11 protein-coding genes and 2 pseudogenes are annotated in these 13,762 nt (G+C 35.8%); 6 read left to right on the top strand and 7 right to left on the bottom strand.

All coding sequences use genetic code 11. From position 1 onward, the window contains the following. Positions 1–72: 72 nt before the first annotated feature. A complete protein-coding gene (locus tag AC0L5Q_RS02050; RefSeq protein ID WP_473614055.1) occupies positions 73–1,671 on the top strand; it encodes a hypothetical protein in 1,599 nt (532 codons plus the stop codon). Positions 1,672–2,273: 602 nt separating this feature from the next. Here the strand turns inward: AC0L5Q_RS02050 and AC0L5Q_RS02045 are convergent. After that, on the bottom strand, positions 2,274–3,239 hold the full coding sequence (locus AC0L5Q_RS02045) for an FAD:protein FMN transferase (RefSeq protein ID WP_473614054.1): 966 nt from the start codon (positions 3,237–3,239) through the stop codon (positions 2,274–2,276). 133 nt (positions 3,240–3,372) lie between these two features. Here AC0L5Q_RS02045 and AC0L5Q_RS02040 point away from each other — a divergent pair. Then, a pseudogene (locus tag AC0L5Q_RS02040) lies at positions 3,373–3,510 on the top strand (IS630 family transposase); the annotation flags it as partial. A 493-nt stretch (positions 3,511–4,003) separates the two neighbouring features. On the opposite strand, the gene AC0L5Q_RS02035 reads toward AC0L5Q_RS02040, so the two are convergent. From AC0L5Q_RS02035 to AC0L5Q_RS02015, 5 genes are all read right to left on the bottom strand, one after another. Beyond that, positions 4,004–4,606 carry a hypothetical protein gene (locus tag AC0L5Q_RS02035; RefSeq protein ID WP_473614053.1) on the bottom strand — a complete coding sequence of 201 codons (603 nt, stop codon included), beginning with the start codon at positions 4,604–4,606 and terminating at the stop codon, positions 4,004–4,006. Positions 4,607–4,917: 311 nt separating this feature from the next. Continuing rightward, the gene (locus AC0L5Q_RS02030; protein ID WP_473614052.1) at positions 4,918–5,928 is read right to left on the bottom strand and encodes an amidohydrolase family protein; all 1,011 of its coding nucleotides are present in this window, start codon (positions 5,926–5,928) and stop codon (positions 4,918–4,920) included. Between the two features lie 303 nt (positions 5,929–6,231). Next, on the bottom strand, positions 6,232–7,005 hold the full coding sequence (locus AC0L5Q_RS02025; RefSeq protein WP_473614051.1) for a sulfite exporter TauE/SafE family protein: 774 nt from the start codon (positions 7,003–7,005) through the stop codon (positions 6,232–6,234). A 339-nt stretch (positions 7,006–7,344) separates the two neighbouring features. Then, the gene (locus tag AC0L5Q_RS02020) at positions 7,345–8,049 is read right to left on the bottom strand and encodes a 4-carboxy-4-hydroxy-2-oxoadipate aldolase/oxaloacetate decarboxylase (protein WP_473614050.1); all 705 of its coding nucleotides are present in this window, start codon (positions 8,047–8,049) and stop codon (positions 7,345–7,347) included. Between the two features lie 16 nt (positions 8,050–8,065). Beyond that, positions 8,066–9,133 (bottom strand): 4-oxalomesaconate tautomerase, encoded by a 1,068-nt coding sequence (locus tag AC0L5Q_RS02015; RefSeq protein WP_473618247.1) that lies wholly within the window; start codon positions 9,131–9,133, stop codon positions 8,066–8,068. A 307-nt stretch (positions 9,134–9,440) separates the two neighbouring features. Here AC0L5Q_RS02015 and AC0L5Q_RS02010 point away from each other — a divergent pair, with 307 nt between their 5' ends. Continuing rightward, positions 9,441–10,685, top strand: coding sequence for a LysR family transcriptional regulator (locus AC0L5Q_RS02010; RefSeq protein WP_473614049.1), 1,245 nt, complete (start codon positions 9,441–9,443; stop codon positions 10,683–10,685). Positions 10,686–10,827: 142 nt separating this feature from the next. Here the strand turns inward: AC0L5Q_RS02010 and AC0L5Q_RS02005 are convergent. Continuing rightward, a pseudogene (locus AC0L5Q_RS02005) lies at positions 10,828–11,477 on the bottom strand (dienelactone hydrolase family protein). 156 nt (positions 11,478–11,633) lie between these two features. On the opposite strand from AC0L5Q_RS02005, the gene ligA reads away from it, so the two are divergent. From ligA to AC0L5Q_RS01990, 3 genes are read left to right on the top strand one after another with little or no spacing between them, the layout of a single operon-like run. Next, on the top strand, positions 11,634–12,029 hold the full coding sequence (gene ligA / locus AC0L5Q_RS02000; protein WP_473614048.1) for a protocatechuate 4,5-dioxygenase subunit alpha: 396 nt from the start codon (positions 11,634–11,636) through the stop codon (positions 12,027–12,029). Next, positions 12,029–12,865, top strand: a complete 837-nt coding sequence (locus AC0L5Q_RS01995) for a class III extradiol dioxygenase subunit beta (RefSeq protein ID WP_473614047.1) — start codon at positions 12,029–12,031, stop codon at positions 12,863–12,865. Before ligA ends, AC0L5Q_RS01995 begins: the two co-directional genes overlap by 1 nt. Next, complete coding sequence (locus tag AC0L5Q_RS01990; RefSeq protein ID WP_473614046.1) at positions 12,862–13,758, top strand: amidohydrolase family protein; 897 nt, start codon at positions 12,862–12,864, stop codon at positions 13,756–13,758. The genes AC0L5Q_RS01995 and AC0L5Q_RS01990 overlap by 4 nt, the downstream gene beginning before the upstream one ends. Positions 13,759–13,762 lie beyond the last annotated feature (4 nt).

Genomic DNA, 13,762 nt, shown 5'->3' with positions numbered 1-13,762 from the left:
CGATCATTATTTTAATCATGTAACTGTGTAGATATAAGTAATGATTTATACAAATTTAATTGGATGTAACTTATGAAAAAGCCATCACATTTTCACCCAGATAGCCCATTACTATTTTCAGATCATGCTAAACCAAGATCTCGTAGAGATTTTATTTCTTCAGGCTTAAGAACAGGCGGAGGCATGTTAGCGGGGCTTTCTATTGCGAGTCTTTTTGCTACACCAAACCGCGCAAATGCAGCTTTATCGCCAGATATTCAAACATTAAGCGGGACTTGCGGGATCAATGTACAAGGAGCAGGAAAAATACCTTTTATTGCTTTTGATCTTGCTGGTGGCGCTAATATAGCTGGCTCTAACGTATTAGTAGGTGGTTTGGGCGGACAACAAGACTTTCTTTCAACCGCCGGTTATAACAAATTAGGCTTACCTGGTGATATGGCGCCTCCTATCGCTAACCCAAATACAGGAGAGTCAGATTTTATTAATACAGATCTTGGTTTGGCCTTTCATTCAGACTCTGCATTTTTAAGAGGTATTTTAGAAAAGGTATCGCCGGAAACTGCTGCCAAAATTAACGGTGCAGTAATACCAAATCGTTCAGATAATGACACTAGCAATAATCCACATAATCCTATGTACGCTATATCACATGCAGGGGCTGATGGCTCATTAATGCCATTGATCGGTTCAAGAAATACCGATTCGGGTGGAAACTCAATGGCATCCGCTACTTTTATGGATTTAAATAAACGACCAACCAAAATTGATCGCCCTTCTGACGCAACAGGTTTAGTGGACGTAGGGGATTTATTTAATCTTTTATCGCAAAAAGATGCTGTTACCGTAATGGAAAGTATTCAGCGAGTTAGTGCGCAAAAAATGTCACAAGTAAATACACAAGTAACACGCGATGATGTGATCAAAGACTTAATTAATTGTGGTTACGTTAAAAGTACTGATATTGCTGATCGCTTTGGTGATCCTTCTACACTTAACCCTGTAGCAGATCCTGATATTGTAGGTCCCGCTGGTATATTCAAAATTGATGAATTTGACAGTGAACGCGAATTTCAAAAAACATCATCTATCATGAAATTAGTCATCGATGGATACTCAGGTGCAGGTACCGTAACCATGGGTGGATTTGATTATCACACAGGTGAACGTGGTACTGGAGAACTAAGAGACTTACGAGCAGGTCGCTGTATGGGCGCATGTTTGGAATATGCCGCTAGAAAAAACACACCTTTAATGATGTATGTATTTAGCGATGGTTCGGTTGCCAGTAATGGCCGCGTAGACGATTCAACCGAAGGCCGTGGCAAAGGTGAATGGACGGGTGATAATTCATCGACAGGTGCTGCTTTTATTTTAGTATTTAACCCAAGTGGTAAACCTGAATTAATGGGTTCAACTGAAGATCAAATGGCAAGAAGTCAGCAAATAGGTTTTATGCGTTCAGACGCTTCTGTTGATACCGCCTCAGCACCTTCAGCGAATAATGTTAACCTCTTGGTAGAAACAGTATTATTAAACTATCTCGCTTTACATGGCGAAACAGGTCAGTTTACTAATTTAGTACCAAGGCAAGGCTTAGGAAACACTAAAATGTTAGATTCTTTAACCGCTTTTAAACCCATAGTAACAGGAACAATCAATCAGGTTTAGTTATATAACCTCAACTCGGGTTAATGAATGTTAGATAATGAATTAAAATTCCTATTTATCAAAACCTTAATCTGTATCGTTGTTTTCCTAAATTATATTAGTCTCTCAACATTGATATTTTTGTGTATAACAAGGCGAATTTTTCTATCTAATAGCTGGCTATTAGTAATAAATTCAACGAAGTTAGGCATAAAAATAGCTTGTTGAGTAACTTTGCTTATCCCGAGCTGAGGTTATATACCCTTTATCATTCAAGATGCAGGTTTCAGTGAGAACTGAAAACAATTTAGGCATGGTATTAATTTTACGTCATGGTTATTCTCGGTAACTGCTCCTGCGTTACCCTAATGTCCTACATCCGTGTAAGAACCTGACTAAAGTTAATAAGCCCCATAAATTGTTTTTAGATCCATCGTAGAAGCGTTTGAGCATAATCACCTCATCAACAATGCTTTTTATAAAGGAACAAGCATTATTACAAAGCATTGCCTTGAATTGATATCGCTCAAACGCTCTGAAATAGCCTCTTGATTGGTAACGGGTATACCAGTTTTTGTAAATTTAATATGAACTTAATAGTAGACTAAAAGGGTTAACAATAATTATTGTGTTAACCCTTTCGAGAAATGCAATGTCTGTTTTTTATCAATAATAATCGCTTCATACCCTTCTAACGAATCAATAAGTTTCATCGCAGGTTGTAAACCTAACACAAACAACGTTGTTGAAAGTGCATCAACCACGGTTGGGTCATCACCAATAACCGACACACTCACTACTTCTTTAGCTGATTTTCCCGTTTTAGGATTTAAAATATGATGGTATCGCTCACCGTCTTCAATAAAATAGCGTTCGTAATCGCCTGATGTGGAAATAGCCTCGTTTTCTAAAGGTAGATGAACAGCCGTTTTATTTTCTGCCCGTGGATGCTTTATACCCACAATCCAAGGTCGGCCACGTTTATCGCCCAGTAAGCCTGTATCGCCTCCTGCACTCACTAAACCATGATTTACGCCAGACTCTTTTAGTAAGGTCAAACAGTTTTTCACTGCATAGCCCTTAGCAATACCACCTAGATCAATCTTCATTCCTTCAACAGAAAATGAAACCGTTTGATTCTCTTGATCGAGGATAATCCCCTGATAGTTAATTTTGTTTAAATTATCAGTAATCGCTTTTTCATTAGGCTTAATTTTATTACGGTATTGATATTGATAACCCACTGATGCATAGGTGATATCAAATGCACCATGGCTTAAACGAGAAATATCGTTAGCGGCTTTAAGTAAGTTAAATAACTCAGTACTTATTTTAACAGGATGAATAGCCGCAGTATTATTAATGACCGATAAATCACTGGTTTCAATGTATGGACTCATTGTTTGATTAATGCGTTCCATTTCATTTTCTACTGCGTTAATCAATAATTGAGCTTTTTGGAAATCTTCATGCCAAAACTGAACTTTTGCTTCAGTCCCCATTACATGAAAATTTTTTTCATGCCATTGAGCCAAACATTGATAAGAAGATATAAATAAAAATAAAGGAAGATAATGTAAGTATTTCATAAGAGTGTTACGTATTGGGTTGATATAGCTAAGCGATTGGTATAATTCAAGTTGGCTTAGCATAACCTACAAAGACTAGTATAGAAACGTAAAATCTTTTACTAAAAAAACAATCCATAATTTCATTTAACAATATGGCAAGTTGAAAAGCAGCGTTAGCGATAAACCTATATTATTCATGGATGCAATACATCCAACCATGAGCGACGAAGGTCAGTTATGGTTGGATAAAAACAGGGATAGATAAGGTATCGAAACTACAGGTAGTCGCCACTGATATCAGTCACTATGAAAAAGTATTTCATCCATATTACCCCAAGTATCGGTAATAACCTTAGGGATGAGCATTAATAACCATTTTCAGGTGCTAAAATCCGCATCTTGATTGGTAACGGGTATATATACCCGTTATCATTCAAGATGCAGGTTTCAGTGGGAACTAAAAACAATTTAGGCACAGATTTTACGTTCCAAACAAAATCTAAGTACATACATCCATGTATGCAAGGCATTAAATTTACGTCATGGTTATTCTCGGTAACTGCTCCTGCGTTACCCTAATGTCCTACATCCGTGTAGGAACCTTACTAAAGTTAATAACGAAGCATAAATTGTTTTTAGACCCATCGAAGAAGCGCTTGAGCAAAATCACTTCTTCGTTAGTGCTTTTTATAAGGGAACGACCATTATTGCAAAGCACTGCCTTGAATTGATATCCCTCAAGTGCTCTGAAATAGCCTCTTGATTGGTAACGGGTATATCATCTATTTTTTAATGTAATAAAGGTGTAAACCACCACGCAACACATTAAAATCACCATAATCCGCAGAACTATCAATAGCCCCATCGCTACGTAAATTAATAACTTCCAAGATCAGTTTTCGATCTTTTATCAACTCTGTAACATTAAAAATATAAGGAGGAACTCCCCCTACTTCATCATCACTTTTCATTTCAACTAAATTTGTTAATTCAGAAACATCGTCTTTACGATAGTTTTTTATTTCTTTGAAGTGGATCCAATAACGAGGCTGATTGTTAATCAATATTTGGCCCCACTCAGGCTTTTGGTCACCTGTTTCTTTATTGAAGTCAGAATCGATAATATGTACACCAAGATTAGCGCGTTTTAATATAAAACTTGGATCTGTTGCGTATTTATCTTCAATAATATAAGTATAGCGATAACGATCGCCTGGGGCGTTTAGGTGTGTACCCGCTGACTGTGTACCTAAACTAGGAGAAAATACAGGCATTTCATAGGCTACATGAAATTCATCTTCAGCGGTATTAGGTGAAGCAGCATGAATCGATAGTGGTAACAGAACAAAAATACTACCACAGAGTAATTTAAATACTTTTTTCATAAAGGTACCCTTAAAATATTAATACGAATAATTAAGTTGAACTTGGCTTAATATATTTTTAAACAATTGAAATAATTGATAATATTTTTAAATTTATGCTAGTTTGAACGTTTTTTAGGCTTTAAAGCAAATATCTCGTCAATAGCTGGTCTATTGCGAGTAAATATAATAATAAAATCAGTAGAATAGCGACTAGAGAAACATTGATTAAAGCGAATTTCGGCTAATTAACGTGTAATAAATAGAAAAAATACCCATCGTCAGATTTAATATCACATCTATTGACAGGTATTTATTTCCATATAGTTAAGCTAAATGCGAAGTCGACTAAAGACATTAAGAGCATTATTGGCAAAGATAGCTTGTTTTTCAGTACTATTCAGTTGTTTATTACCATCTATATAACGCTTTGTATCATCAAAATAATGCCCTGTTTCAGGATCAATACCACGAACAGCACCAACCATTTCAGATGCAAACAATATATTTTTAACGGGAATAACCTTAAGTAATAAATCAATACCTGCTTGATGATACACACAAGTATCAAAGTATATATTATTCATAACAGACTCATTTAATGGAGGTAACTTAAGCATATCAGCTAAGCCTCTAAATCGTCCCCAATGATAAGGTACAGCCCCACCACCATGTGGAATAATAAACTTAATGTTTGGAAAATCTTTAAATACATCAGAGGTCATTAATTGCATAAAAGCAACCGTATCAGCACTTAAGTAATAAGAACCCGTAGTATGAAAAGATGGATTACAACAACCACTAACATGAATCATTGCGGGAACATCTAGTTCACACATTTTTTCATAAATAGGATACCAATAACGGTCACCTAATGGTGGAGAATCCCAGTGTCCGCCTGAAGGATCTAAATTCAAATTAAAGCCTACAAATCCCAATTCAGTAATACAACGCTCTAACTCAATAACACTGTTAGTTAAATCTGAGCCTGGTGTTTGAGGCAACTGACAACCACCCGCGAAATTTTTAGGATATAAATTTGTAATACGATGAATCAGATCATTACAATGCTCGCTCCAGTATTTACTGGTTGACTCATTACCAATATGGTGTCCCATCCAACTTGCTCGAGGAGAGAAAATCGTAAGGTCTGTGCCACGTTCGCGCTGTAATTTTAGTTGAGCATTTTCAAGGCTTTCTATGATTTGATCATCAGAAATATTAATGATACCTTTTTGATGCTTAAAGTTTTTATCCGTTAATAAATCTTGCTTTTGTTGCTCTCTATAAAAACCTAATTCATCGGGTGTGGTCGTATAATGGCCATGGCAATCTATAATCATAAACTTCCCTAAATAAAATAATTCAAGCTATAGCATATGAGTAAGATTAAATGTAAACCAATGCATATTAATTACTTTGCCATAATAAAATATTTATCATGCTTTTGTACTTAACCTGAACTCGGTTTAAGAGATTCTTAACAAATTGAAATATAAAAAATAGTTTTCTTAAGCCTCTAGCTTGCTAGTTTTTATTAATTCAGGCAAATTTCGCGTCAATACTCCTCTATTGCAAGTAAATTTAACGCAGAAGTTAGAAAAATAGTGGCTAGAGAAGTATTTATTAAGTCGAGTTCAGGTTACTTAATAAATAATCCCTTTAAATATAAGTCTTAAAGCCACCATCGTTATAATGAACTTAAAAATACGTCTAAACGTTTTACGAGAAATAGCAACTGAAGTTCGCTTACCTATCCATGCACCTAAAAAGCCAAAGAAAATGGCAGACAATAATTGAAGCGTATATGAAAAATATGAAAAACCATTAAAAACATAACTAGAAATTTTAAATATATCCATAGTAAACAGGCAAGCAGCTAAAGTTCCTGTTATTTGTGCTTGTGTCATTGCGGTTCTAAATATAGCAGGTTGTAAAATGCCGCCAACACCAAACAAAGTACCAATAAACGAATGGCTAAAACCAATATACGAAAACACATTAAAACGGGGGAGTTTTATACTAATACTAGGCCACCATGTAATGAGTAATATTAATCCTCCTATTGATAGTGAAATAATATGTTCATCTAAACTGACAAATATTTGCCCACCAAGCAAAACGCCAAAAATTGATCCAAAAATAAATGCTTTAACAATGGATGGATTGATATGATCTTTAAATAAAACAATGCGAGCAAATAATGAAGGTAAGGCAAGTGCGGGTAATAAAGGTATAGTTACAGTTAAAGGTAATACAGCAGACACAGTAGCTAACATAATATAAACGCCACCAGTAGCAAATGAAGCGTTTATAAAGGCTGCAACAAAACAGCCTAAGCTAATAATAATTAAATCGGTCATTAGTGATATTGTATAAGCGTAGTACCAACTGGCAGGGAAGGTATTTTTTTTAGCCACGATTCATCACAATAATATATGTTTGTTATATTATGTTTTGCACACAAGGCTTTCAGTTCAATAGGATACTTGCATATAGCTCCTTCAAAACAAGTATTATATTGCCATGGATCTTCAGAAATAAAAAACAAGATCTGTACCTTTTTTGAACGCAACTTTTTACACATACTATACTCGTGAGAATCGGTCCCTAGGATAACACCATTAACTATATTGTTTTTTCCTGTCAGACCTAAGGCGGCTTTAATTTTATGCCACATAACCAACCCCACTAATTAATTTTTAAATTCTAGCTGGATAAATAGCCCCCCTTAATTAGAACGGGTATTACATTTTTAACTAAAGACTTTTTTTCCATTCCTCGTTTGAATCAAAGTAAGTTAACCCTTCTTCTTCAAGACGTGGACGCATATTATATAAATCTAATCCTAAAACACCACTTTTCAGTTTTAATCTTTTTTCTTCTTCATTAACTTCTCTTTTATGAGAGCTAACCAAAACCTCTTTCAATTCACTTCTTGCTACAACACAAACACCGTCATCATCGGCAACTATTGCATCTCCAGGGTTAATAACTTGTCCTGCGACAACTACGGGAATATTTACCGAACCTAAGGTATTTTTTACGGTTCCTTTAGCACTTACAGCACGTGACCATACAGGGAAAGACATTTCTTGTAAGTCTTTAACATCACGAACACCAGCATCAATGACTAAGCCTCTTACTCCTCTAGCTTGTGCTGATGTTGCGAGTAAATCTCCAAACATTCCGTCTGTATTATCAGTAGTACATGCAACAACTAATATATCGCCCGGTTTACATAATTCCATAGCTACATGCAACATCCAATTATCACCCGGTTGAGCCAGTATGGTAACGGCATTACCCGCAATTCTAGCGCCAGGATAAATGGGTCTCATGTACGGTTTTAATAACCCGACTCGACCTTGAGATTCATGTACCGTTGATGTTCCGTAATGTGCCAACTCATCTAGGCTTGATACTTCATTTCTTTCAATATTTCTAATAACTACAGGTTTCATTTTAAATTTCCTTAGATCAATTCGGTTGTGGTACGAATAAAACACCTTTACTCAATAATCTTGCCGTTCTAATAACTCCCGCACCATTAATTTGAGGGATAACGCCATCATCTTCAAAATCTAAATTAACGGTAAATTCCCCACACGGATGTTCAACAGAAATAGGATCATTCGGCGTAATAACACCATTACTGTAATTTTCAGCAACACTACCTTTTACAATACAAGCAGTAGCAACTGAAACAGCTCCTAATACTCCAATAGCTGAGTGACAATGATGTGGTATAAATGTGCGTGTATTTATAAGCCCTCCATACCTTGCTGGTGAGATAATACACATTTTAGGAACGGCTTTTGATTGAGCATTTTCAATGTTCATTTTAGGTGATATAGCTAAACGAATACTTTCTAACTTATCTTTGAGATTTTGATCACTGTTAAGCTCTTCGGGTGTTTCATACCCGCTAACTTGTAAGTCTTCTGCTCTAACTAAAACCACAGGCATACCATTATCAATGCAAGTCACTTCAACACCATCAACATTATCTTTAACGGCTCCGGTCGGAAAAAGCTCTCCAGTTACAGAACCTGAAATATCCATGTAGTTACAAACAATAGGAGCCGATGTACCAGAAACACCATCAATACGCTGGTCACCGTTATAATTGATTTCTCCATTCGGGGTATGCAAAATCAATTCACACAATTTATTTGTGTTAAGCATGTTCACAGTAATTTTAGTCATAGAGTCAGTAGGAGTAACTAAGCCAGATTCAATAGCAAAAGGACCTACTCCTGCAAGTATATTTCCACAATTTGGCGTCGTATCAATTTGATTCTGACCAACAACAACTTGAATAAATAAAAAATCAATATCAACATTCGGCAACTTAGAAGGAGATACAATAGCTACTTTACTCGTTAAAGGATGACCACCGCCTAAACCGTCTATTTGACTATCATCCCTTCCTACCGCATCTAATATTATTTGATTTGTTAAACTTTCAGAGGTTGGTAAATCAGAAGCTAAAAAGTAAAGACCTTTAGAACTACCACCTCGAATTTGCATAAATGGAATAGACATTTGACTCACAATATTAACCACCTTTATTTTGAGATGGGTAAAGCATAAAGGCGATATACGTTTAACTTCCAATGGGAAACTGTTTTCTAGCCATGCAAAATAATTAACCTCAACTAAAATAAAGAATACAACTCAATAAAATTCATACCAAAAAACACAAAAACAAATATACAATTACAGTTTTTAAAGGCCTAAAGAACAAAATATTATTAACATCAAACAAATACTCATTGCTTGAATATTTAAATTCATGCTAAATTCTTGTTCATTACACCCGTAGAACTTATTTAATAAAAGGCGCATTAAAATGATTCAATTTGATCCAAATGGAATACCAGACATTAGCCTTAGACAGTTAAGAGCTCTTGTTTATGTGGCCGAATATCAAAATGTAACCAAAGCCTCTAAAGAACTAAATCGTTCTCAAACAGCAATCACTAAAGCCATTTCAGATCTTGAATTAACTGTAGGAAAAAAGCTGTTCGATAGAACCTCTACAGGAATGATTTTAACTCCACACGGAAAATCATTAACGGTACGTTCAAAAAGAGCAATGGATGAATTTAAAAAAGTTGGTGACAAACTGCTTGAATATTCAGATATAAATCGGCCTGTTGAGAATATTCCTATATTTTCAATGGATATAAGCTACAAAAGATTATCTGCGTTTATTGCTTTGTATCATTTAAATAATTATCAACGAGCTGCTGAACAACTCAATATAACTAAAGCAGCTATCTATAGCTCAGTACGACAAATGGAAGAATGGCTTGAAATGCCGCTATTCAATAGCGCTCCAAGCGGAGTTTCACCTGTTCCTTTTTGTCATGTATTAGCACAACATATAAAGCTAGCATTTGCTGAAATACGTCATGGTATAGAAGATATGGCAAATATTGACGGTATTACTTGCGGTAACGTTAAAATAGGTACACTGCCATATACCCGAACATATTTAACACCAAACGCAATTAATAAATTATTAAAAGAATACCCTGGACTAGGAGTGACTACCTATGAAGGCACATATGAATTGATGGAGTCGTCTTTAAGAAGTGGTGATATCGACCTTATTATAGGAGCTGTACGAACCATGGATAAATCGAATGATATAAAAACTGAAATTCTTTTAGAAGATAAACTATCGATTGTGGCTCGTAAGCATCACCCTTTGATGAATAAGTCAAAAGTAACGTTAAATGATTTGAATGAATACGGTTGGATTTTACCAGAATTCCATACTCCCGCAGGCAAACTATTCATTGAAACCATGAATAGTCATGGATGCAGCCTACCTGACCAAGCAATACATACAAGTTCGTTATCTATGATCAGAGGGTTACTCATTAGCAGCGATCGTGTTGCTTTACTTTCTAAGCACCAAATCTTTTATGATGAACATAGTGATTTACTCGATGTTCTGCCAGTAAAAATGGACGACACATATCGCTCCATAGGTATAACAATGCGAAAACACACTGAACCATCACCGGCAGCTCAATTGTTTCTAAATAAATTAAGACAAGTGGCAGATGAAATTGTAGTTGCTTAGCTAACTTTCCAGCAGTAGAAAATATTAAGCATAATAAGATCTTTTTACCATTCAATATATTAATTTAACTTAAAATATGAAACTTGTTGAGTCACAGGTTTCATATTCGAAAGAAAGCTAAGCGTCGAAAATATAGTAGATATTACGAGAGAATTTTTAACAAACGCTCTTGTGATAATTCATTAGCGCTCTGATTAAAGCTAGGTTTATGATGATTAGCAAAAGCATGGCCAGCTTCAGGATATATATAAAACTGTGCCTCAGTCGCAGCACTCTTCATATTATCAATAACGTGTTTAGGGCTATGGTCATCTAATGCGCCGAAATGAAATTGAAATGGGCATTTGGGTATGCTAGGTAAGTATGTTTCCAAACGGGTACCATAAAATGCTGCACCGCTATATAGCTCCAATTCACAGGCAGCGAGATAAGCGAGTCCCCCCCCCAACAATAACCGACGACAGAAACTTTACTCAGATTTAAATAATCAATAGACGCTTTAATATCCAACAATAAAGATTCTTTTGAACATTGAGCAACTATGCTTAGGCCTTTTTTGGGTTCATTATATGGAAATACCGCATCTTTTGAAATTCTATCGAACAATGCAGGAACAAGCGTAGTAAAACCTAAATTTGCATAATGATCAGCTAACTCTGTCATCTGTTCCGTTATACCAAATATTTCATGAACTAATACAATAGCGCCTTTAATATTTTTTTGCTTAGACTGGCTTAAATAACCTGAAAATTGGTGACCATCAGCAGAAGTTATAGTGACTAAATTTTTCATATTTTTTCCTTCAAAATGCAAACTATAACTCTTTCTGTATGGGTTAAAAGAGCAAAGATAAAATTTCATCTGCTTTTTATCTTTTATAATTGGTACATCTTCGCTGTATAGCGTTAGAATTTAGTCAATAAATAAAATTAGAGAAAAGGTTATTTTATGCGTAATGATAGAGACTATAGCGACATTCCTGGTACATATGTCTTCGATCCTCATCATAATATGATGGGTTACCATTTAAACATGTTTTGCATGTCTCTCAATAAAGCAGAAAACCGCGACGAATTCCGTGCAAACGAGCCTAAATACCTAGAACAATTTCCAATGACAGAAGATCAAAAGAAAGCTGTTTTAGAGCGTGATTGGATAGGGTTACTTCGTTTAGGCGGTAACTACTACTACACTTTTAAATTAGCCATATTTGACGGAATGACCATGCAAGGCGTTGGAGGATTAATGTCAGGTGTTACTGAAGAAGAATTTAAAACAATGATGCAAAATGGCGGTAGAAAGCCTGAAGGTAATCGTTATAAACATGAATGGGAAGAAAAATAATGGCCAAAATCACATCTGGTGTAGGTACATCTCATGTTCCACTTATTGGTGCTATAGTCGATAAAGGTATGGCAGACCAAGAAAATTGGCGCCCATTAATGGATGGGTATAAATATCCACGTGAATGGATAGAAAAAGAAAAACCCGATGTATGTATTATTGTATACAATGATCACGCATCAGCATTTTCATTAGAAATGATCCCAACTTTTGCTGTAGGGGTAGCTGATGAATACAAACCTGCTGATGAAGGTTACGGTCCAAGAAAAGTGCCTACAGTAAAAGGTCACGCTAAATTAGGTTGGCATATTTGCGAAAGCCTGATTAAAAACTCATTCGATATAACCATCGTCAATGAAATGCCTGTTGATCACGGCCTTACCGTTCCTCTATCAATAATGTATGACCAGCCCGAAGAATGGCCATGTCAGGTCATCCCTGTTTGTGTCAATGTTATTCAATACCCTCAACCTTTAGGTACCCGTTGTTATGCTTTAGGTCAAGCTATTCGTGATGCTGTTGAGAGCTTTGATGAAGATTTGAAAGTATGTATTTTAGGTACTGGTGGTATGTCGCACCAGTTACAAGGCGAAAGAGCTGGCTTAGTTAATAAAGAATTTGATATTTCATTTTTAGATGACTTAACAGCTAACCCTGAACGCTTAATAAATATAGGGCATGCAGAATATTTAAGAGAAGCTGGGTCAGAAGGCGCAGAAATGGTGATGTGGATGATCATGCTTGGGGCTTTAAAAAACCCTAAAGAACTTTATCGCCATTATCATGTACCCGTATCTAATACAGGAGCAGGATTAATTATCCTGGACAGTGAATGAGTAAATTTGAAGTAGATGCAAATTGGCTACATTGGTGTAAAAACCCAACAAAGCCAACATTTAAATTACCTAAAGGCTCGGTAGACGCACATTGCCATGTATTTGGTCCTGGAGATATATTTCCTTTTTCTCCAGAGCGTAAATATACCCCTTGTGATGCCTCTAAAGATCAATTATTTGCATTAAGAGACTACCTAGGTCTTGAACGCAATGTAATCGTTCAAGCCACTTGTCATGGTTCAGATAATAGCGCTTTAGTTGATGCGCTTATTCATAGCCAAGGTAAAGCAAAAGGTGTAGCAACTGTAAAATCAACAATATCAGACGAAGAGCTACAAGCGCTCGACTTTGCAGGCGTAAAAGGTGTTCGTTTTAATTTTGTAAAACGCCTTGTTGATACATTACCGTTTGATTCATTAGAAAGTATTGCTCATCGTATCAAAAAACTAGGTTGGCATATTGTTATATATTTTGAAGCTCAAGATCTTGCTCAATATTATGATTTCTTCACATCATTACCAGTAACCATTGTTGTTGATCATATGGGACGTCCTGATGTAAGTAAGCCAGTTAAAGGTTCTGATTTTGATTTGTTTATTAAATTACTTAGTGATAATGATAATTTTTGGTCGAAGGTAAGTTGTCCTGAACGGATATCAAATACTGGACCAAATGGATATCAAGACGCTATTCCATTTGGGCGTAGGGTAGTTGAAGAATTTCCTGACAGAGTCCTTTGGGGAACAGACTGGCCACATCCTAATATGAAAACTCATATACCAGATGATGGGAACTTAGTTAACTTCATACCTCAAATAGCCCCTACTCAAGAGCTTCAACATAAACTACTTGTTGCAAACCCTCTTAAGCTTTATTGGCCTGAACTTAAATAATAAA

It is taken from the genome of Pseudocolwellia sp. G5-9, assembly GCF_055808995.1.
The sequence above is the reverse complement of the archived record's forward strand: the minus strand, read 5'-3'. Positions and strand labels throughout refer to the sequence as shown.